Origin of the sequence: Streptomyces sp. NBC_01016 (assembly GCF_026341035.1) — a bacterium.
Taxonomy (GTDB): Bacteria; Actinomycetota; Actinomycetes; order Streptomycetales; family Streptomycetaceae; genus Streptomyces.
This window is the reverse complement of sequence record NZ_JAPEOQ010000002.1, coordinates 3,191,266-3,210,944: the sequence shown is the minus strand read 5'-3', so window position 1 is coordinate 3,210,944 and position 19,679 is coordinate 3,191,266. Positions and strand designations below refer to the sequence as shown.

At 72.0% G+C, this 19,679-nt stretch carries 19 protein-coding genes; 15 read left to right on the top strand and 4 right to left on the bottom strand.

Annotated features, from left to right (window positions below; genetic code table 11):
- Positions 1-139: 139 nt before the first annotated feature.
- From OG746_RS41370 to OG746_RS41335, 8 genes are all read left to right on the top strand, one after another.
- Positions 140-2,431 carry a P-loop NTPase family protein gene (locus tag OG746_RS41370; RefSeq protein ID WP_266724163.1) on the top strand — a complete coding sequence of 764 codons (2,292 nt, stop codon included), beginning with the start codon at positions 140-142 and terminating at the stop codon, positions 2,429-2,431.
- 9 nt (positions 2,432-2,440) lie between these two features.
- Entirely contained in the window at positions 2,441-2,869 is a 429-nt protein-coding gene (locus tag OG746_RS41365) for a hypothetical protein (protein ID WP_266724161.1), read from the top strand.
- Positions 2,870-2,967: 98 nt separating this feature from the next.
- On the top strand, positions 2,968-3,468 hold the full coding sequence (locus tag OG746_RS41360) for a MaoC family dehydratase (protein WP_266724159.1): 501 nt from the start codon (positions 2,968-2,970) through the stop codon (positions 3,466-3,468).
- 76 nt (positions 3,469-3,544) lie between these two features.
- Positions 3,545-4,501, top strand: coding sequence for an ABC transporter substrate-binding protein (locus tag OG746_RS41355; RefSeq protein ID WP_266724157.1), 957 nt, complete (start codon positions 3,545-3,547; stop codon positions 4,499-4,501).
- Positions 4,498-5,283: an ABC transporter permease gene (locus tag OG746_RS41350; protein ID WP_266724155.1), complete on the top strand. Its 786-nt coding sequence runs from the start codon at positions 4,498-4,500 to the stop codon at positions 5,281-5,283. Before OG746_RS41355 ends, OG746_RS41350 begins: the two co-directional genes overlap by 4 nt.
- Positions 5,284-5,342: 59 nt before the next feature.
- On the top strand, positions 5,343-6,104 hold the full coding sequence (locus OG746_RS41345; protein WP_266724153.1) for an ABC transporter permease: 762 nt from the start codon (positions 5,343-5,345) through the stop codon (positions 6,102-6,104).
- A complete protein-coding gene (mdlC, locus tag OG746_RS41340) occupies positions 6,101-7,747 on the top strand; it encodes a benzoylformate decarboxylase (RefSeq protein WP_266724151.1) in 1,647 nt (548 codons plus the stop codon). The genes OG746_RS41345 and mdlC overlap by 4 nt, the downstream gene beginning before the upstream one ends.
- Before the next feature lie 9 nt (positions 7,748-7,756).
- The gene (locus OG746_RS41335; protein ID WP_266724149.1) at positions 7,757-8,515 is read left to right on the top strand and encodes an ABC transporter ATP-binding protein; all 759 of its coding nucleotides are present in this window, start codon (positions 7,757-7,759) and stop codon (positions 8,513-8,515) included.
- Between the two features lie 36 nt (positions 8,516-8,551).
- Here OG746_RS41335 and OG746_RS41330 read toward each other — a convergent pair whose 3' ends face one another.
- From OG746_RS41330 to OG746_RS41320, 3 genes are all read right to left on the bottom strand, one after another.
- Positions 8,552-9,112: a TetR/AcrR family transcriptional regulator gene (locus tag OG746_RS41330; protein ID WP_266724147.1), complete on the bottom strand. Its 561-nt coding sequence runs from the start codon at positions 9,110-9,112 to the stop codon at positions 8,552-8,554.
- 98 nt (positions 9,113-9,210) lie between these two features.
- Positions 9,211-10,602 carry an amidase gene (locus OG746_RS41325; protein ID WP_266724145.1) on the bottom strand — a complete coding sequence of 464 codons (1,392 nt, stop codon included), beginning with the start codon at positions 10,600-10,602 and terminating at the stop codon, positions 9,211-9,213.
- Positions 10,589-10,765, bottom strand: a complete 177-nt coding sequence (locus tag OG746_RS41320) for a hypothetical protein (RefSeq protein ID WP_266724143.1) — start codon at positions 10,763-10,765, stop codon at positions 10,589-10,591. The genes OG746_RS41325 and OG746_RS41320 overlap by 14 nt, the downstream gene beginning before the upstream one ends.
- Positions 10,766-10,887: 122 nt before the next feature.
- Between OG746_RS41320 and OG746_RS41315 the strand changes: the two genes are divergently transcribed.
- Together OG746_RS41315 and OG746_RS41310 are read left to right on the top strand one after the other, a co-directional pair.
- Entirely contained in the window at positions 10,888-11,805 is a 918-nt protein-coding gene (locus OG746_RS41315) for an MBL fold metallo-hydrolase (RefSeq protein ID WP_266724142.1), read from the top strand.
- 89 nt (positions 11,806-11,894) lie between these two features.
- Complete coding sequence (locus tag OG746_RS41310) at positions 11,895-12,767, top strand: isocitrate lyase/PEP mutase family protein (protein WP_266724140.1); 873 nt, start codon at positions 11,895-11,897, stop codon at positions 12,765-12,767.
- Between the two features lie 33 nt (positions 12,768-12,800).
- Here the strand turns inward: OG746_RS41310 and OG746_RS41305 are convergent, their stop codons facing one another.
- Positions 12,801-13,517, bottom strand: coding sequence for a FadR/GntR family transcriptional regulator (locus tag OG746_RS41305; protein WP_266724138.1), 717 nt, complete (start codon positions 13,515-13,517; stop codon positions 12,801-12,803).
- Between the two features lie 198 nt (positions 13,518-13,715).
- On the opposite strand from OG746_RS41305, the gene OG746_RS41300 reads away from it, so the two are divergent.
- The 5 genes from OG746_RS41300 (at position 13,716) to OG746_RS41280 (ending at position 19,664) form a co-directional block, all read left to right on the top strand.
- Positions 13,716-14,675: a dihydrodipicolinate synthase family protein gene (locus OG746_RS41300; protein ID WP_266724136.1), complete on the top strand. Its 960-nt coding sequence runs from the start codon at positions 13,716-13,718 to the stop codon at positions 14,673-14,675.
- A 62-nt stretch (positions 14,676-14,737) separates the two neighbouring features.
- Complete coding sequence (locus OG746_RS41295; protein ID WP_266724134.1) at positions 14,738-15,688, top strand: ROK family protein; 951 nt, start codon at positions 14,738-14,740, stop codon at positions 15,686-15,688.
- Positions 15,688-16,383: an N-acetylmannosamine-6-phosphate 2-epimerase gene (locus tag OG746_RS41290; RefSeq protein WP_266724132.1), complete on the top strand. Its 696-nt coding sequence runs from the start codon at positions 15,688-15,690 to the stop codon at positions 16,381-16,383. The genes OG746_RS41295 and OG746_RS41290 overlap by 1 nt, the downstream gene beginning before the upstream one ends.
- A 59-nt stretch (positions 16,384-16,442) precedes the next feature.
- Positions 16,443-17,918 (top strand): sialate:H+ symport family MFS transporter, encoded by a 1,476-nt coding sequence (locus OG746_RS41285; RefSeq protein WP_266724130.1) that lies wholly within the window; start codon positions 16,443-16,445, stop codon positions 17,916-17,918.
- Positions 17,919-18,341: 423 nt separating this feature from the next.
- A complete protein-coding gene (locus OG746_RS41280) occupies positions 18,342-19,664 on the top strand; it encodes an MFS transporter (RefSeq protein ID WP_266724128.1) in 1,323 nt (440 codons plus the stop codon).
- The last annotated feature ends 15 nt before the right edge of the window (positions 19,665-19,679 follow it).

The following is a 19,679-nucleotide window of genomic DNA, read 5'->3' as shown; positions in this document are numbered from 1 at the left end:
GGATCGACTCCCACCGGTAGCCACGCGCCCACTTCCGACCTATTTTTCACCGCTTACCCCTATCTGCCGTAACTGCCTTGATAGGAGCTGCCGGTCGGCGTAGAACGCTGTCATGGCGTAACGGGGGAAGGGCGAGCCCATGGGGGATATGGGCAGGGTCGACCTACGCGGGGAAGTGAACGGGCAGGTCGTCGTCGGGCGGAACAACGTCGTCATCAATGCCGAGCAGGGCGCGTACGTCGCCTACCGGCCCGAGGGTCCACCACAGCTGCGGCTGCGGCACCGCCCCTATCCGGGCGGGTCCGCGCTGCGCGGCCAGGGCGAGGCGCTGGTCGGCCGAGACGGTGAACTCGCCGCGATCGGCGGCTGGTTGGGAGCGGGGAGACGGGTTCAGGTCTTCGGACCGCCCGGCATCGGCAAGAGCGCGCTGCTGCGCCGCTGCGCCGCCGAGCAGCTCGCGCTCGGCCGTCCCGTTCTCCATCTCCACGCCGCCGACAGGACGACGGAGGACCTGCTCCAAGAGATTTTCCAGGCCTGCTACGAGCTTCCCGACGGCCGCCCCTGCGAGGGCTACAAGCCCGAACCCGCCACTCTGCGGGAGCTGTTGGGTGCCGTGCAGGTGGTGCTCGTCGTCGATGACCTCCAGGTCTCCCCCGACGACCTGGGCATGCTGATCGAGGCAACGCCCGGCTGCCGGCTGCTCACGGCCGCCGTGGACCGCATCGAGAGGCCCGAGGCCCGTCCCTTGCGGCTCGACGGGCTGCACGAACAGCACGCGTTCGAGCTGCTGGTACGCGAGGTGGGGTACCACCCCGGCGGGCCCGCGGCCGACGCCGCCCGGCACCTGGTCGCGGCCGTCCACGGGCATCCGCAGACCATCCTGCAGGCAGCCGCCGCGTTCCACGTCGCGCAGGGGCGGAGTGCCCCGGGCCGGGTCGGCGGCGTCCCTCAATGGCCTCCCGGATTCTTCCCCGTCGACGAGACCGCCCTCGCCGTCGGCATCGTGGCCCGGCTGTCGGAGCGGGCGGTCGGGCTGCTGCGGCCGCTGTGCACCCTCGCGCCGCTGCCCGCGTCACCGGTCCTGCTGTCGGCACTCGGGGTGCGCCCCGATCCGGCTGCGCTCGCCGAACTCACCGCGCTGAGGCTTGTCGAGGTCGACGGCGACAACCTCTGTTCCTGTGGCCCGTTCGCCGTCCTGGTCGCCCAGCAGGCCGGGATACTCCCCGCCGCCGCCGAGCTCGCGCCCGCCCTCACCCACTGGCTGCGGACCCGCGCGACCCGGTACGAGGCGTGCGCCGAAGCCGCCGTGATCCGGCGGGTCCTCGGGAATCTGGCCATGGTCGAGGACCACCGGGGCGTGCGGGATCTCGCACGCGCCGCGGCCCCGCTGCTCGCGCTCTCGCTGCACTGGGGCGTATGGGGACAGGTCCTGCGCTACGGCAGGGCGGCGGCCCAGTTCCTGGGTGCCGCGGCGGACGAGTCGTACTTCGCTCACGAGGTGCACGTACGGGTTGTCGCACTGAGCACGGCCTCGTCGGGGCTCGTCGGTGGCGGCGGGGGGATGGGGTACGCGGCGGCGCAGGCGGGTGGCGGGAGTGGTGGCGCAGGCGGGGGAATACCGGGGCCTGGACAGGGCAGCACGTCCGTCCCCAGTGGCCCGTCCGGCGCCGGCAGTCCGCTCGGCAGCGGTGTGGGGCCTCCCCGGCCACGGGGGTCGGGGATCCACCGGGCACGCCAATCCGTGCACCATGCCGTCTCGTCGCACCCCGCAGCGGTCGGCGCCGGTGGCGTCCTGGCGGCAGCGGGCGTGGCGGTCGGGGTGGCGGCCCTGACCGGCGGCGGCACCCCGGTGGTGGTGAACGGCACCCCGAGCATCACCTCGCCCCTGACGCAGCTCTCGCCCACGAGCCCCATCGACTCACCCACGAGCCAGAGCCCGTCGCAGCAGTCGTCACCCGTGTCCACCGCTCCCACCGGTCCGCGCGCCGCCACGCCCTCTCCGGGCCCGGGAATCTGTCCGGCGGTCGGTCTCCCCGCACGGGACTTCGGCGCCGTCAAGGTCGGCGACACGAAGACGGAGACCGTCCACTTCACCTCGTGGCTCAAGTGCGACGACGAGCAGGCACTGAAGGCCGGCGATCCCGCCAACTGGCAAACCGCCCTGACCTCGTGCCCACCCGCGGCTGGCTCGCACGACTGCGTCTTCCAGGTCACCTTCGCACCCAAGAAGCCCGGCCCGTACAAGGCGCTGGTCACCATGCCCGACGACGCGGGGCAGCCGGACGTATCCATGTCGGTCACCGGGACGGCCGTTACCGTTCCCACAGGACCGACCGGACCGACCGGCCCCACCGACCCTCCCGGCCCGACCGATCCACTCACCCCCTCCCCCTCACCCGCGCCCTTCGAGCCCGAATCGGGCATCGACTGAGGAGACCTCATGCCCAACACACCAGGCGGCGACCACTACGAGATCCGGACCGAAGGCGGTGTCTCCGGCCAGGTCGTCGTCGGCCGCGACAACACCGTCTCCCGGGTGGAGGGGCCCGGCGCGCCGACCGCCGTGACCGAGCAGCAACTGGCCGAGCTGCGCGCCGAGTTCACCCGCGTCCGCGCATTGCTTCCGGCCGACGCCCCGGACCGCGCCGGTGAACTCCTCGACGAGCTGGAGGAGTCCGCGACCGCGCCGGAACCCGACCTCTCCACCATGGAGTACGTACGCCGCTGGTTCTCCCGCCACCTCCCCGCGCTCGCGGGCGCCGTCACCAGCCTCGTCATCCACCCGGTCGTCGGGCAGCTGGTGGCGGCGGCCGGTGGCACCCTCGCCGAGGAGTTCCGCCAACGCTTCGGCGGCGAAGGCAACGCGTAACCGGTCCGCACGACGTGCACCCCGCCGTGCACCCCGACGTGCACGGCGCCGACGGGTCCGCCGCGTGGCCGCCGCGCCCGTCGACTAACGTGCGATCGATGACCACCCCATCGACGCACGCCATCGGCCCCGACTTCAACACCCCCATCGAGAAGCGGTACTTCGAGGACTACGTCCCCGGATCGACGTACACCTACGGCAGCATCACCGTCACCGAGCAGGCCATCCTCCGCTTCGCCGGGGAGTTCGACACGCAGGACATCCACACCGATCCCGAGGCCGCCGCCACCGGCCCCTTCGGCGGGCTCATCGCGAGCGGCTGGCACACCGCCTCGGTGATGATGCGCCTGTACGCCGACCACTACGTCAGCAAGGTCGCGAGCCTGGCCTCCCCCGGCATCGACGAACTGCGCTGGCCGCGCCCGGTCCGCCCCGGTGACAGCCTCTCGATCCGTACCACGGTCCGCTCGGCCCGCCCCTCACGCAGCAAGCCCGACCGGGGCCTCGTCCACACCGACGTCGAGGTCCTCGACCAGCACGGCGAGACCGTACTGACCCTCACCGCCATGAATCTGCTGCTCCGCCGCGACCAGCAATGATCCGGTGACGGCGGCAGAGGCCCTGTGGCGATCACCGTCAATCACCTGATAAGCAATGATTGTGACGTTACGTCAGGTGCAGACGCGAACGGGTGGTGCGGCGGCGGCCGTCACCACACTTGCCTTACTGATGACGGCGTGCGGGGACAGCGGTTCGGACGATTCCGGCGGCGGCCAGGACTCCCAAGTCACCGTCGCCGCCCTGCCGTTGACGGACTCGGCCGCGCTGTACATCGCCCGCGACCGAGGGTTGTTCAAGAAGGAGGGGCTGGATGTCCGCATCCAGCCCGTTCAGCAGAGCATCCAGGCACTGCCGGCACTGTCCAAGGGGCAGGTCGACGTGATCGCGAGCGCGAACTACGTGACCTTCCTGCAGGCCCAGGAGAAGGGCACGCTCGACGTGCGCATCCTCGCGGAGGGCGTGCGGACGGCGCCGCACATGATGGATGTCCTGGTGCCGAAGGACTCCCCCATCAAGAACGCGGACGACCTCAAGGGCAAGAAGGTCGCCGTCAATATCCTCAACAACATCCAGACGCTGACGCTCGACGCGATCCTGGAGAAGCAGGGCGCCGGGAAGCCGGCGTACCGGCAGATCGCGTTCCCGCAGATGGGCGCCGCCCTGGAGAAGGGCCAGGTCGACGCGGTGCATGTCGTCGAGCCCTTCGACAGCGCGATCCAGAGCGACCTCAAGGCCAAGGTCCTCATCGACGGCGCCGCGAGCCCCGTCGAGTCGCTTCCCATCAGCGGATACGTCACCACCGCCCGGTACGCGAAGCAGAACCCGGACACCGCCGCCAAGTTCAAGCGCGCCATCGAGGCCGCCTCGAAGATCGCCGACGAGGATCCCTCCGCCGTCCGCAAGGTGGTGCCCACGTACAGCAAGGTCAAGGCCGCGCAGGCCAAGTCGATGGGGCTGCCCGCGTATCCGTCGAAGACCGATGCGGATCAGCTCCGCCGACTCACCGAACTCATGCGGAAACAGGGGCTGTTGAAGAAGGCCGTCGACCCGTCAACGCTCGTCGTCAAGTGAACGGGCGCGGCCGCCGGGACGCCGGGCTCGGCATCCTCGGCGTGCTGCTGGCCTTCGGCGTCTGCGAGGCGGTGTCGCGCGCCGGGATCGTGCGGCGCGAGTATCTGCCGCCCGCGTCCGACATCCTGGCCCGCTCCGTTGAGCTGGCGGGCGACTCGGTGTTCCTCGACGGGGTCGCCGCCACGCTGCGCGCCTGGGTGCTCGGGCTCGCGCTCGCGTGTGCGATCGCCGTGCCGGCGGGGCTTCTGCTCGGGAGCGTGCCGGTGGTCGACGCCGCGGTGCGCGCGATCGTGGAGTTCCTGCGGCCGCTGCCGTCCGTCGCGCTGATCCCGCTGGTGTCACTGCTGCTCGGCTCCGGCACGGAGACGGAGGTCGCGCTCGTCACGTACGCCTCGGTGTGGCCGATCCTGTTCAACACGATGTACGGCCTCGGGGAGAGCGAGCCGCTGGCCAAGGACACGCTGCGCGCCTTCGGCTTCGGCCGGGGCGCGGTGCTGCTGCGCGTCGAACTGGTCGGCGCGGCGCCGTTCATCGCCGCCGGCATCCGCATCTCGGCGGCCGTCGCGCTCGTCGTGGCCGTCGCCACGGAGTTGCTGTCCGGGTTCGGCGAGGGCCTCGGCATCTTCATCGCGCAGGCCCAACAGGCCACGGACGGCAACCGCGACGTGCTCGCGGGCGTGGTGTGGGCGGGCGTGCTCGGCCTGCTGATCAATGGCGTACTGGTGTGGGGCGAGCGGCGGTTGTTCCCGTGGACGCCCGAACGGCGGGCGGTGCGCGCGTGACGGGGACGGTGCAGGCGCCAACTCGCCGATCAGGTGGATCAGTTGTCCGGACCGGGACCTTGTTGCGCTGGCCCGTCCTGGTGCTCGCCGTCGCGCTCTGGGAGGTGGCGGCCCGCGCGCACGGCAGTGTCTTCTTCCCGCCCCCGTCGCGCATCGCGCACCACGCGTACGAGCTGTGGTTCTCCGGACCGGTCCGCCATGTGTTCCTGACCGACGCCGCGTTCGACACCATCGGCCCGAGCCTCGGCCGGATGGCGGCCGGTTTCCTGCTCGCGGCCGTGGCCGGGGTCGTGCTCGGGGTGGCGATCGGCCGCTCCCGGCGGGTGTACGCCCTGTGCGATCCGGTGCTGCAGTTCGCGCGGGCCGTGCCGCCGCCCGCGCTGGTCCCGGTCTTCGTCGTGGTCCTCGACTTCGGTACGCCGATGCAGATCACGTCGATCGTGTTCAGCGCCGTCTGGCCGGTGCTCGTGAACACCGCGGAGGGCGCCCGCAACACCGATCCGCTGCGCCTCGAGGTCGCCGCCGCGCTGCGGCTCACGACGGCCGAGCGGCTCTGGTACGTCATCGTGCCGTCCGCGCTGCCCCGGATCTTCGCCGGACTGCGGCTCAGCCTGTCCCTCGCCCTGATCCTCATGGTCTTCTCCGAGCTGCTGCCGGGCACCGAGAACGGTATCGGCTTCATCCTCACCGACGCCCAGTCGCGCTCGGACCTGCTCACCGTGTGGGCGGCCCTGGCGCTGCTCGGCGTCCTCGGCTATCTGCTCAACACCGGCCTGCTGGCCATCGAGAAACGCGTGCTCGGCACGGAGAGGACGGCATGACGACGACGGACGAGGCCACCCACGGAACGCCAACCACGGTGCTGGACGCGGTCGTCGGGCTGCTGCGCGCCACCGGCATGACCACGGTCTTCGGCAACCCGGGCTCCACGGAGCTGCGCATGTTCCGCGACTGGCCCGACGACTTCCGCTACGTCCTGGGCCTACAGGAGTCCACGGCCGTGGGCATGGCGGCGGGGCACAGCCTGGGCACGGGACGCGCCGCGTTCGTCAGTCTGCACTCGGCGGGCGGCGTCGGGAACGCGCTCGGCGCCGTCTTCAACGCCTACCGCGACCGGGTGCCACTGGTGATCGTCGCCGGGCAGCAGGCGCGCTCGCTGATCCAGCTTCGACCCTTCCTCGGGGTCGACGAACCGGCCCAATTCCCGCGCCCCTACGTAAAGTTCTCCCGCCAGCCCGAGCGCGCCGAGGACGTCCCGGCCGTCCTCGCGGAGGCCCACCGCGTGGCGATGACCCATCCGCGCGGTCCGGTGTTCGTGTCCGTGCCGGAGGACGACTGGGACCGGGCGGCGGCTCAGCCGGTCGAACCCCGGGCGGTGCACACGGACTTCACGGCGAGCCCCGACGCGCTCGCCGCGCTCGCCGCCCGCCTCGACAGCTGCGCCCGCCCCGCGCTGGTCATCGGCCCGGGAGTGGACGACGAGGCGGCGCTGCCCGAAGCACTCGCGCTGGCGGAGCGGATCCGGGCGGGCGTCTGGATCAGCCCGCTGTCCGGCCGCTCCGGATTCCCCGAGTCGCATCCACTCTTCCAGGGCTTCCTGCCGCCGGTGGCAGGCCAGTTGGCCGCGCGCCTCGCACCGTACGACGTGGTGGTGGCGCTCGGGACGCCGGTGTTCACGTACCACGTGGTGGACGACAGCCCACCGCTCGCGCCCGGCACCGAACTCTTCCACCTGGACTGCGACCCGGCCCAGGCGACATGGCTTCCTACGGGCACGAGCCTGGTCACGACCCTGCGCCCGGCACTGACCCAACTCGCGGCGCTCGTGGGCGAGTCGGACCGCGAGCCGCCTCCGCCGCGCGTCCGTCCGCACCCGGTGAGCGTCGCGGACAGCAGCCACCTCACACCCGAACTGGTCCTCGACGAGCTGTACCGGCGCCTGCCCCGCGACCGCGTGCTCGTCGAGGAGGCCCCCAGTCATCGCGACGCACTCCACGCCCGCGTCCCGGTCGACCGCTCCGGCGGCTTTCTCACCACGGGCAGCGGAGCCCTCGGCTGGGGGTTGCCGCTGGCCGTCGGCCGGGCGCTCGCGGACCACCGGCGCGTGGTGTGCGTACTGGGCGACGGTTCGGCGATGTACTCGGTACAGGCGCTGTGGACGGCGGCCAAACACCGGGCACCGGTCTCGTTCATCGTCCTCGACAACGGCGGCTACGGAGCGGTGCGCGCGCTCGGCCGCCGGATCGGCATCGATCCCGCACCCGGGACGGACATCGGCGGCATCGAATTCGCGGCGCTCGCCGCCTCGTTCGGCTGCGCGGCCCACTACGCGGACCGTCCGGAGGACCTCGGCAAGGCCCTCGACCGCGCGGTGACACACCTCGGCGACGAGGACGGCCCCCACCTGCTGCACCTCAAGGTCGCCGGCACCGAGGGCACGCTCTACGAACCATGGGCCCGGTGAGGGCCCGGCATGCTCCGCCTCACCGCCATCAGCCAGTCCTACGGCTCCCACCGCGTCCTGCACGATGTGTCCCTGACCGTGCCGGACGGTCAACTCCTGTGTGTCGTGGGCCCGTCGGGCTGCGGCAAGTCGACGCTGCTGCGCACGATCGCGGGGCTGCTCCCCGTACAGGAGGGCACGATCACCGTCGACGGCACACCGGTCGCCGGGGTGCCCGACCGCCTCGCGGTCGTGTTCCAGGACTACGGCCGCTCCCTGCTGCCCTGGCTCACGGTCCGCGACAACGTGGCGCTGCCGCTGCGCCGCCAGGGCCTGCGCCGCACCGAACGGCGGGCCGCGGCCGACCGCATCCTGGCACGTGTCGGCCTCGAATCCTCGGCCCGCCGCCACCCCTGGCAGCTCTCCGGCGGCATGCAGCAACGGGTCGCGATCGCCCGCGCGCTGGTGGTCCGCCCGTCGCTGCTCCTCATGGACGAGCCCTTCGGCTCCCTCGACGCGCAGACCCGCGAGGACCTGGAGGACCTGCTGCTCGACGTCCACCGCACGGACGGCGCCACGATCGTGTTCGTCACGCACGACATCGACGAGAGTGTCTACGTCGGCGACCGCGTGGTCGCCCTCTCGCCCGCCCCGGACTCCGGCGTCGCCCTCGACCTGCGGGTCCAACTCCCCGTGGAACGCGACCAGATCGCGACACGGGGCCTGCCGGAGTTCGTGAAGCTGCGGGCGGAGGTGGGTCGGACGGTGCGGGCGCCGAAGCTCAGCTGAAGGGGACGGCGTCGGCGGGGTGCCCGCGCCCCAATGTCAGCCGATCCCGCCGAGTACCTCGGCCACGAGGCGGCGGGCGTACGCGGCGTCGATTCCGTCCGGGCGGAAGAGGATCCGGTACATGAGGGGCGCGACGACGCGATCCATGACCGTCTCGACATCGGGTGTCGTCTCCCCGCGCCCCTTCGCGCGGGCGAGGACGACGTCGATCTGTTCGGCGGCGTAGGCGGAGCACTGGCCGGCGTTGCTGCCGTCCGGGTCGCCGAGCAGGGCGTCGCGAATGTAGGCGCGTCCGGCGGGCGAGGCCATCTCGTCGAGGAACTGCTCGGCCCATACGGTCAGGTCGGAGTCGAGGGTGCCGTGGTCCTTCGGCTCCGTCTCGGGCCGCAGGCGTTCGACCGCCACGTCGGACAGCAGCGCCTGAAGGTCGCCCCAGCGCCGGTAGATCGTCGACGGTGTCACGCCCGCACGCTGGGCGACCATCGGCACCGTCACCGCGTCCCGGCCCACCTCGGCGGCGAGTTCGCGGACGGCCTCGTGCACCGCCGCCTGGACCCGGGCGCTGCGCCCACCGGGACGTGCCATCTGCCTGCTCATGGGACCCATGCTAAAGCGAAAACATTGCGTCTAGGAGTCCGGGGCTCACTCATCCAAGGGTCTGCGGCTTCCTCATCCAGGGGTCTGCGGCTTCCTCATCACGCCGCCTGCGCGAGCGCACGAGCGGGCCGGGTCTGCTCGTAGGCGTGTCCGACCCGCAGGAGAGTGCGTTCGCCGAGGGGGCGGCCGAGCAGCTGCATGCCGATGGGCAGTCCGGCCGTGTCGTGGCCGACCGGTACGGACAGGGACGGTATCCCGGTGATGTTGGCCGGGGACGACAGGCGTACGTAGGCGTCGGAGACCGCCTCCACCGTGCCGTCGGCCCAGGTGATCGTCTCCTGGGAGGCCTCGACGGCGGTCGCCGGGACGGCGGGGGCGGCGACCACGTCGACCTGCCGCAGCACGCGGGCCCACTCCTCCCGCATCAGCGCCCGGGAGCGCTGGGCGCGCAGGTAGTCCCCGGCGGGCATCAGCTCACCGGCTTCGAGGAGGGTGCGGACGTCCGCCTGGTAGAGCTCGGGGACCGTACGCAGGGTGCCCTCGTGGTACGCGGTCGCCTCGGGGACCATCAGCCCCCACTGCGTGGCCTGTACGTACCGGGCCATCGGGATGTCGATCTCGACGAGTCTGGCGCCGAGGTCCGCCAACTGTCCGATGGCGCGCCGGACTTCGGCCTCCACCTCGGGCTGGACGTGGTCGAAGTAGTAGGTGCGCGGCACCCCGACGCGCAGCCCCGCGAGGCTCGCGCCCGGCCCCGGCCGGTAGTCCGTGGACGGGGCACTGAGCGAGGCCGGGTCGTCCGGGTCGTGCCCGACCAGCGCGCCCAGGACATGCGCCGCGTCCTCGACGGTACGGGCGATCGGCCCTACGTGGTCCAGCGACCAGGACAGGGAGGTGACACCACGGCGGGGGACGAGGCCGTAGGTCGGCTTCAGGCCGACGACACCGTTGAGCGCGGCGGGCACGCGGATCGAACCGCCCGTGTCGGTACCCAGCGCGTAGGTCGCCATGCCGGAGGCGACGGCGACGGCGGATCCGCCGCTGGAACCCCCGGCGACCCGACCGCGATCCCAGGCGTTGCTGGTCTGCGGGGTGGTCAGGCCGTAGGCGAACTCGTGCGTGTGCGTCTTGCCCAGCAGTACGGCGCCGGCCTCCGCCAGGCGGGCGGCGACCGCACTGTCGGTCCGCGCACGATGTCCGTCGCGCACCCGGGAGCTGGCCGTTGTCGCCACGCCCGCGACGTCGATCAGGTCCTTGAGCCCCATGGGGACTCCGTGCAGCGCGCCTCGATGCCGGCCGGCCGACAGGTCGCGCTCGGCGTCGCGTGCCGCCTCGCGAGCCCGTTCGGCAGTGACGGTGACGTAGGCACCGAGGTCCGGCTCCACCTGCGCGATGCGGCTCAGGACCGAGTCCACCAATTCGACGGGGGACAACTGCCGCTCCCCGATCGCCTCGGCGGCCCGACTCAGGGACATCTCATACGGCTGCAACGGGCTTCTCCTGTTCCGAGTGCTCCGAGGTTTCCTGTCGTTCCGCGCGGTAGGCGAGGGCGGGCGGGGTGTCCCCGAATTCCAGCTCCCACAGGACCGCGACGACGGAGCGGATGTGGTCGGCGGTGGCCGCGACGGCGGCCTGCCGGTCGACATCGGACATGGACGGTTCCTCCTAGCTCCACAAACGCTAATCGTTTGCGTTAGTGGACCGTAGCCCCTAAGATCCACTAAAGCAAACACGTTGCTTTTAGCGTTGAGCGCCACCTCGAAGGACGGACCCTCATGGCCACCACTCCCGCGACCACCACCCCTTCCTGGACCGTCGGTGACATCACCGTCCACCGCATCGACGAGACACCTCTTCCGCCCGCCACGGGACCGTGGCTGCTGCCCGACGCCACACCGGACCTCGTCGCCCAACAGGACTGGCTGCGGCCCGACTTCGCCGACGCCGAGGGCACCCTCCGTATCGACAGCCACACCTTCGCCTTCACCGTCGGCGGACTGCGCGTCCTCGTCGACACCGGTATCGGCAACGGCAAGGAACGGGCCAACCCCGCCTGGCGCGACCTGAACACCGATTACCTGCGCACACTCACCGCCGCCGGATTCCCCCCGGACTCGGTCGACCTGGTGATCCTCACTCACCTGCACGCCGACCACGTCGGCTGGAACACCCGCATGGTGAACGGCGATTGGGTCCCCACCTTCCCCCGCGCCCGCTACCTGACCTCCCGCACGGAGCGGGAGTTCTGGGCCGCGTACGAGATGGACGAGGCGCGCGAGCAGATGTTCCGGGACTCCGTGCTCCCGGTGGAGGAGGCGGGCCTGCTCGACCTCGTCGACGTCCCCGCCGAGGGGCTCACCGTCGCCCCCGGCCTGCGCCTGCTCCCCACGCCGGGACACACCCCCGGCCACGTGGCCGTCGAGCTCACCGGCCACGGCGGTACGGCGGTCATCACCGGCGACTGCGTCCACCACCCCGTACAGCTCGCCCACCCCGCCATCGGCGCCTGCGTCGACATCGACCCGCACCGGTCCGAGACCTCGCGCCGCGCGCTGCTCGACTCGCTCGCGGGCACGGACACGCTCGTCCTGGGCACCCACTTCGCCCCGCCCACGGCGGGCCACGTCGTCACCCACGACGGCACCTACCGGCTCTCCCCCGTCCCGGCCGACGCACAGCGGCCCTCGCACTGACAGTCGTCGCCCACTTCCCCCGCGGGCGCTCGGAGGGTCGAATGAGGAATTGATCTCGAACGAGGAACCAACCCGGTGGAGGCAGACTCATGACGGACACACGGAATCGGCTGCGCGAGATCCTGCGCGAGCGGTCGGCTGTGCTGGCGCCCGGTGTGTACGACGGGTTGTCGGCGTCGCTGACCGCGGGCGCCGGATTCCGCGCGGCCTATATGTCGGGGGCGGCCGTGGCCGCCGCGAACGGGCTGCCGGACATCGGGCTCGCCACGCAGACCGAGATGGTGCGTCAGGCCGGGCTGCTCGCAGGGGTGTTGGACATCCCGCTGATCGCCGACGCGGACACCGGGTTCGGCGACTTCACGCACACGTACCGAACCGTCCAGCTCTACGAGAGCGCGGGCGTCGCCGCGATCCAGCTGGAGGACCAGGAGTTCCCCAAGCGCTGCGGGCATCTCGACGCCAAGCGCGTAGTGGACGCCGGGGAGTTCGCCGCGAAGATCGAGGCGGCGGCCGAGGCGCGCCGCGACCCCGGCACCGTCCTCATCGCCCGCACCGACTGCCGCGCCACGCACGGCTTCGACGAGGCCGTGCGCCGGGTCAACCGGTACGTGGAGGCGGGCGCGGACATGGTGTTCGTCGAGGCGCCGCAGACGATGGAGGAGGTGCGGCGGGTGCCGTCCGAGGTCGCCGCGCCCGCGCTCTTCAACCTCGTCCCCGGCGGCAAGACACCCGACGCGGGGCTCGATGTGCTGCGCGAGGCCGGATACGCGCTGGCCATCATGCCCCTCCTCAACGTCGGCAGCGCCGCGGCCGCGATGCGCGACGCGCTCGCCCGCGCGGCGTCCGGCGACCTCGACACTGCCGGGCAGCTGCCGGTGCGCGGGCTGTTCGAGTCCGTCGGGCTCGGTTTCTGGGAGGACCTGCGGGGCCGGTACGAGAAGGGGGCCGGCCCCAGCGACTGACGGGCCGGGCTCAGCCCACCGGCCGGGCGGCGGTCAGCCCACCGGTCGGGCGGCGGCGGCCACGCCACCCGGCGCAAGCCGCTCCCGGATGCCGTCGAAGTGCGTACGCATCGCCGCCGCCGCGCGGGGCCCGTCCCCCGCGGCCAGGGCCTCGACGATCGCCTTGTGGTGGGCGGCCGTGATGGCACCCACCTGGTGGCTGTCGCCGACGTCGTCGCGGACCTGGTCCATGGCCGCCCAGAACGCGTCGAGCACCTCGCTGAGCAGGTAGTTGTCGAGGGAGCGGTAGAGCGCCACATGGAAGGCGCGATCCGTGGCCCGTGCGACGCGCCCCGACTCCGCCTCCTTCTCCATGTCCGCGACGATCCCGCGCAGCGCAGCCAGGTCCTCCTCGGGCACGGACACCGCCACGCTCTCGATCAGTCCCGCCTCCAACGCCTCGCGCACCCGCATGAGTTCGTACAGACTCGGCTCCCCGTTGCGGTGCCGCACGGCCGCACGGAAGGCGAGGCCCTTCACGAAGGGGTCGAGGGAGAGCGAGCCCACGAAGGTGCCGGAGCCGCGCCGGATCTCGATGACCTGCAAGGCCTGCAGCGCCTTGAGCGCTTCGCGCAGCGAGACCCGGCTGACGTCGAAGAGCTCCGCCAGCTCGCCCTCGGGCGGCAGCGGGCTGCCGGGCGCGAGACCGCGCTCCAGGATCAGCTGCTTGATGCTCTCCTGCACGTCCGCGGTCAGCGTGGTGCGGGCCACCGACGACTCCTTCCGATCGGCCGGGCGTGATGTGACGACCCGGTGTTGCTTACCGGCGTAATTCCCGGTGTGACTCACGACGCTCTTGACCTGTGGCGCCCAGCTGAGTCTATGGTGACGCCTGACGTAAGACATCTTACGTCTTACCTCGTGGCCGATCATGCGCCACGCCTCCGCAGCAGCACTGGAGCAACCGCAATGCCTCTCACCAGCCCTCTTCGCGGGGTCGTCCCGCCCGTCTGCACGCCGCTCGACGCACAGGGCGACGTCGACAGCGCTTCTCTGTCCCGGCTCGTCGAGCACCTCGTCGACGGCGGCGTGCACGGCCTGTTCGCGCTGGGCTCGACGAGCGAGGTCGCCTACCTCACCGACGCGCAGCGCGCCACGGTCCTGGAAACGGTGGTGTCCGCCGCCGCGGGCCGAGTGCCGGTGCTCGCCGGTGTCATCGACACCACCACGCCGCGCGTCCTCGACCACGCCGCGAAGGCCGCGGAGCTGGGCGCCGACGGGCTCGTGGCCACCGCACCGTTCTACACGCGCACGCACCCGCTGGAGATCGCCCGGCACTTCCGGCGCATCCGCGCGCGCGTCGACCTGCCGTTGTTCGCGTACGACCTGCCGGTGTCGGTGCACAGCAAGCTGTCCGCCGCGCTACTGCGGGAGTTGGCGCAGGACGGCACGCTCGCGGGCGTCAAGGACAGCAGTGGCGACGAGGGCGGGCTGCGGCGTCTGATCGTCGAGCTGGGCGGCAGGCACGGCAGGGAGACCGGCCCCGCGCCCGACTTCAGCATCCTCACCGGCTCCGAACTCACCGTGGACGCGGCCCTGTTGGCGGGGGTGGACGGTGTCGTACCGGGTATCGGGAACGTGGATCCCGCCGCGTACGTACGTCTCTACGAGGCCGCCCGCGCCGGTGACTGGGATCTTGCGGCGAAGGAGCAGGAGCGGCTCGTCGAGCTCTTCGGCATCGTCGATGTCGGTCCCGAGGGGGACATGGGGCGCAGCTCGTCGGCGCTCGGATCCTTCAAGGGCGCCCTGCGCCTGCTCGGTGTCATCGACAACGGCGACACCGCGTTCCCGCAGATCCAGCTGGGCGAGGCGGCCGTCGAGAGCATCGCCGCCCGCCTGCGGGCCGCCGGGCTCGCGCCGGTCCGATGACCACAGGCCCCCTTCCCGTGTCCGGTCCGATGAGCAGCGGGCCCCTTGGCGCGTCCGGTCCGATGAGCACCGGGCCCCTTCCCGTGTCCGGTCCCGTCATCGGGCTCGACCTCGGTGGCACGAAGATCGACGCCGCCCTGGTGGCCCCGGACGGGTCTGTACTCGACCGGCACACCCGCCCAACACCCGCCACTGAGGGGCCCGTTGCCGTCCTCGACGCCCTCGCCGAGGCGGCACGGTCCGTCGACCACGGCGCGCGGGCCGTCGGTATCGCCGCGGCCGGTGTGATCAACCCTCGTACGGGCATGGTGACCGCCTCGACCGACACGATCCGCGGGTGGGCGGGCACCGCGCTCGGCGCCGGCCTCGCGGACCGCACCGGCCTCCCGGTCGCCTGCGACAACGACGTACGCGCCACGGCCGGACCCGAACTCGCCGCGCTCGACGGCGACGCCACGCTGTTGTTCGTCGCCGTCGGTACGGGAGTCGGGGGCGCCGTCGCCGCGGGCGGGCGGATGCTGCACGGGGCCGCGGGCGTCGCCGGCCACCTCGGACACCTGCCGAGCCCCGAGGCCGCGGGGCTCCCGTGCACCTGCGGCGCGAGCGGACACCTGGAGGCCGTCGCCTCGGGGCCCGGCATCACGGCCCTGTACGAGCGGCTCACCGGGCGGCCCGTCGACCGCCTGCAGACGGTCGCCGAGCGCGCGGCGGCCGGGGACGACGACGCGCTCCGTGCCATCACGATCGGCGCGACGGCGACCGGGCGCGCCCTAGGTGGACTCGCCAACGCGCTCGGCCCCGACCGTGTCGTGGTCGCGGGCGGCGTACCACGGATCGGTCCGCTGTACCGGGACGCGCTGGACCGCGCGTTCACGGGTGAACTCCTGCCGCTACTAAGCCACTTGAGGCCGCAGGCACCGAGAGGCGGCGCGGACGCGGCCGTACTCGGCGCCGCCGCACTCACCGCGACCGCTCCCCTCCACCACCCCCACGACCAGAAGCAGAATCTCTGATGAATACCGGCATTCCCTCCCCCGCCGCCCTCGCCGAAGCCCTCGCCGGCCGGCTGATCGTGTCCTGCCAGGCCCCGCCCGGCGATCCGATGCGCGAGACCTCCACCCTCGTCCGTCTCGCACGGTCTGCCGCCGCAGGCGGCGCCGCCGCCGTCCGCGCCAACGAACCCGAGGTGGTGGCCGCGATCCGCGCCGCCGTCGGCCTGCCCCTGATCGGCCTCTGGAAGGACGGCGACACCGGCGTCTACATCACGCCGACCGTCCGGCACGCCGTGGCGATCGCCGAGGCCGGCGCCGACGTCGTCGCGATCGACGCCACCGACCGACCGCGCCCCGACGGCAGCACCTTCGCCGCGGCGGCCGAGGCCGTGCACGCGGCGGGCGCCCTGGTGATGGCCGACGTCGCGACGTTCGACGAAGGTGTCACCGCGGCGGCCGAGGGCGCCGACCTGGTGTCCACCACGCTCTCCGGCTACGTCCCCGGTACCCCGAAGCAGGCAGGGCCGGACCTCGACCTCGTCGCCGCGCTCGCCACGGCCCTCGACGTGCCCGTGGTCGCCGAGGGCCGCATCCGCACCCCGCAGGAGGCCGCGCAGGCCCTCGCGCGCGGCGCCCACAGTGTCGTGGTCGGCACAGCCATCACCGCCCCCACGGCCCTGACCGGCCAATTCGTCGCAGGACTCACCCAGCGCTGACACGCCACCGCCCGCGGCCCGTGCTCAATGCCGAGGCGGTCCGACATTCTGGAGACACCGTGCGCCATACAACCCACGACACACGTCCCTGGTACCGCGAGGTGACCGGTACCCAGTGGAAGTCGTTCTTCGCCGCCTGGGTCGGCTATGTCCTGGACGGCTTCGACTTCGTCCTGATCACCCTCGTCCTCACGGAGATCAGTGACGACTTCGGGCTCAGCACGGTGGAGGGCGCCAGTCTGGTGTCCGCCGCGTTCATCACCCGGTGGATCGGCGGCGCGGTGCTCGGCGCCCTCGGCGACCGCTACGGCCGCAAGCTGTCGATGGTGGTGAGCATCCTCCTCTACTCCCTCGGCACCTTCGCCTGCGGTTTCGCCTGGGACTACACCAGCCTGTTCGTCGCCCGGCTCGCCATCGGCATGGGGATGGCGGGCGAGTACAGCGCCAGTGCGACGTACGCGATGGAGAGCTGGCCGGCGCGCCTGCGCAACCGGGCGAGCGGGTTCCTGATCTCCGGGTTCTCGGTCGGTTCCGTCCTTGCGGCCGAGGTGTACAAGTGGGTGGTGCCGTCGCTGGGTTGGCGGTGGATGTTCTACCTCGGGATCATCCCGATCGTGGTCGCCCTGTGGCTGCGCCGGTCGCTGCCGGAGGCCGCCGAGTGGAGCGAGACGGTCGAGCAGCGGGCGACGAAGCCCAACCCCTTCCGGCCGCTCTTCGCGACGACGGCCCGCGCGACGGCCAACACCGTCCTGACCGTCGCCGCGACGGTCTCCCTCTTCGCTGTCTTCACCCCCATCGGGGCGGGGTACGTGCCCGTGCTCTCCGTCGTCGCGGGCGTCGGCCTCATCGCGCTCGCCGCGCAGCTGGGCGGGCGCCGCAACTGGACGCTGTACGTGGCGATGACCGTGACGGTGTTCTTCGCGTTCCTCTACACCTGGCCCATCCAGGCGCTCCTTCCGACGTACCTCAAGTCGGATCTCGGCTACTCCCCCGACCAGGTCAGCAACGCGATGTTCTTCGCAGGCTTCGGCACGATGGCGGGCTGCTGGCTGGCCGGGTTCGTCGGTGACTGGATCGGCACGAAGAAGGCGTACGCGCTCACGCTCATCGCGTCGATGGTGTTTGTCTTCCCGGTCTTCGCGGTCAAGGACAATCTGCTCCTGCTGGGCGCGCTCCTGTTCGTCCTGCAGGGGCTCAGCTTCGGCATCTCCGGGCTGCTGCCGCGCTACATCGGCGGCCACTTCCCCACCGAGAACCGGGCGGCCGCGCTCGGCTTCACGTACAACGTGGGTGCGCTCGGTGGCGCCGTGGCCCCGGTCCTGGGCGCGTCACTGGCCGACGGAATGCCGCTGGGCCGGGCCCTCGCTGTCCTCACCTTCGCGGGCACCATCATCGTCGTCGTCCTGGTCGGCCTCGACGTCCCGGCCCGCCTGAACCGCCTGACCGACCCGGACGCGGCACACGACCACCTGGCGGCCGACCTGCCGACGCCTGTGGCCGACACCCCGCAGCCGAACGGGGCAGGCAAGCTCTGACGGACCGGGTGCGCCGCCCCGTCACCACCAGGCGCGGCGCACCCGCAGGCTCCCGGTCGGGCGACCTTCACGGCGGGGATCGTGAGGGCGAGCGCCATCAAGAGCGTGTGTCCGGGCCCACCGATGGACGGAGCCACGCGCCCCGGACACCCCTACGAGGCGGTCCGGTAGCATCGCCGGCATGTCTGCTGCCTCGTGCGCGGCCGCTTGCGCCGCGGTGACGAGGACGCTCCGCTAGCGGCGGGCGTTCCTCTCACTTCTGTCTTCGGCTGAACGCCCTGTCGCTCCTCGGTTGGACCGGAGCGGCGCGTTTGTGCTGCTCGGAATCGTTTCTGGGCAACGGAGCACTCTGTGTTTTCAGGCAATTCCTCTTCCCGCGGGGGCAGTTCGTCCCCGGTGCGTGCGTGGCTGGTGCTGTGCTGCATGGCCATGCTGCAGTTCTTCATCGCGGTCGACGTCACCGTGGTCAATGTCGCCCTGCCCTCGATCGGCGCCGACTTCGGCGTCGACGGGCACACTCTGACCTGGGTCGTGGTCGGGTACACGATCACCGGCGGCGGTCTGCTGATGCTGGGCGGCCGACTGGGCGACGTGCTGGGCAGGCGCCACGTCCTGCTGCTCGGCACCGCGCTGTTCGGCGCCGCGTCCTTGCTGGCAGGACTCGCGCCGTCGTTCGCCGTGCTGGTGGCGGCGCGGCTGTTGCAGGGCGCCGGGGAGGCGATCGCGCTTCCCGCGGCGATGGCGGTGATCGTCCTCCTGTTTCCCGAGGGGCCGCGCAGGTCGCGGGCGCTGAGCTTGTGGGCGGCCGTCGCGAGCTGCGGCCTTGTCCTCGGGTTCGTGGTCTCCGGTGTCATCACCGAGCTGCTCGGCTGGCGATGGATCTTCCTGGCGTCCGTGCCTTTCATCCTGCTCGTACTCGCCGCGGCGGTGTTCCTCGTACCGGGCGAACGGCCCGTCGGGCGCGCGCCCTTGGACCTTCCCGGTTCGCTCCTGCTGATCGCGGCGCCGTTGCTGTTCACCCTCGGTGTCGTCGAGGCGGGGGCGACGGACGGCGCCCTGCCCTGGCTGCCACCGTTGGCGCTGGGCGGCGCGGTGGCGGCCGGGATCCTCTTCGTCAAGATCGAGCGCCGGTCACGGAACCCACTCGTGCCGCTCCGGTTCTTCCGCAACCGGCCGCGCGTCCTGGCCAACACGGCCACCGCGCTGCTGAGTGCCGCGCTGTCCACGTCGTTCCTGCTGTTCACCTACTACTTGCAGGACCGGTTGGGCGCCGGACCGCTCGAGGCGGGTCTGACGATGCTGCCGCTGGCGGTGTCCCTGATCGCGGCCTCGGTGCTGGTGCCTCGGCTGCTCGGGCGCTGGGGTGCCCGGGTGTGCGTCCTGGCCGGGATCGGCTTCACGGTGCTGGCGATGGCCACCATCGCGCTGATCGCCTCGCTCGGGGCGGCCGGTTGGGCACTGGTCCCGGCCATGGTGCTCATCGCGGCCGGGATGGGCTTCGGGATCGTCGGGCTGCAGTACGTCGCGGTGACCGGCGTGACCGAGGCCGACGCCGGCATCGCCTCCGGCATCCAGCGGGCCGCCGACCAACTGGGCGGATCCACGGGTGTCACGCTCTACGTAGGCCTCGGCTTCGCCCCCACCCTCGACACCTTCGACCCGTTCTTGGTGAGCAGCTGCTTGGCGGTGGTCGGGCTCGCGGCGGCGGGGGCTGTCGCCGGGCGGATCGCCGTACCCAGCGCCTGAGCCACCGCGCGGCTG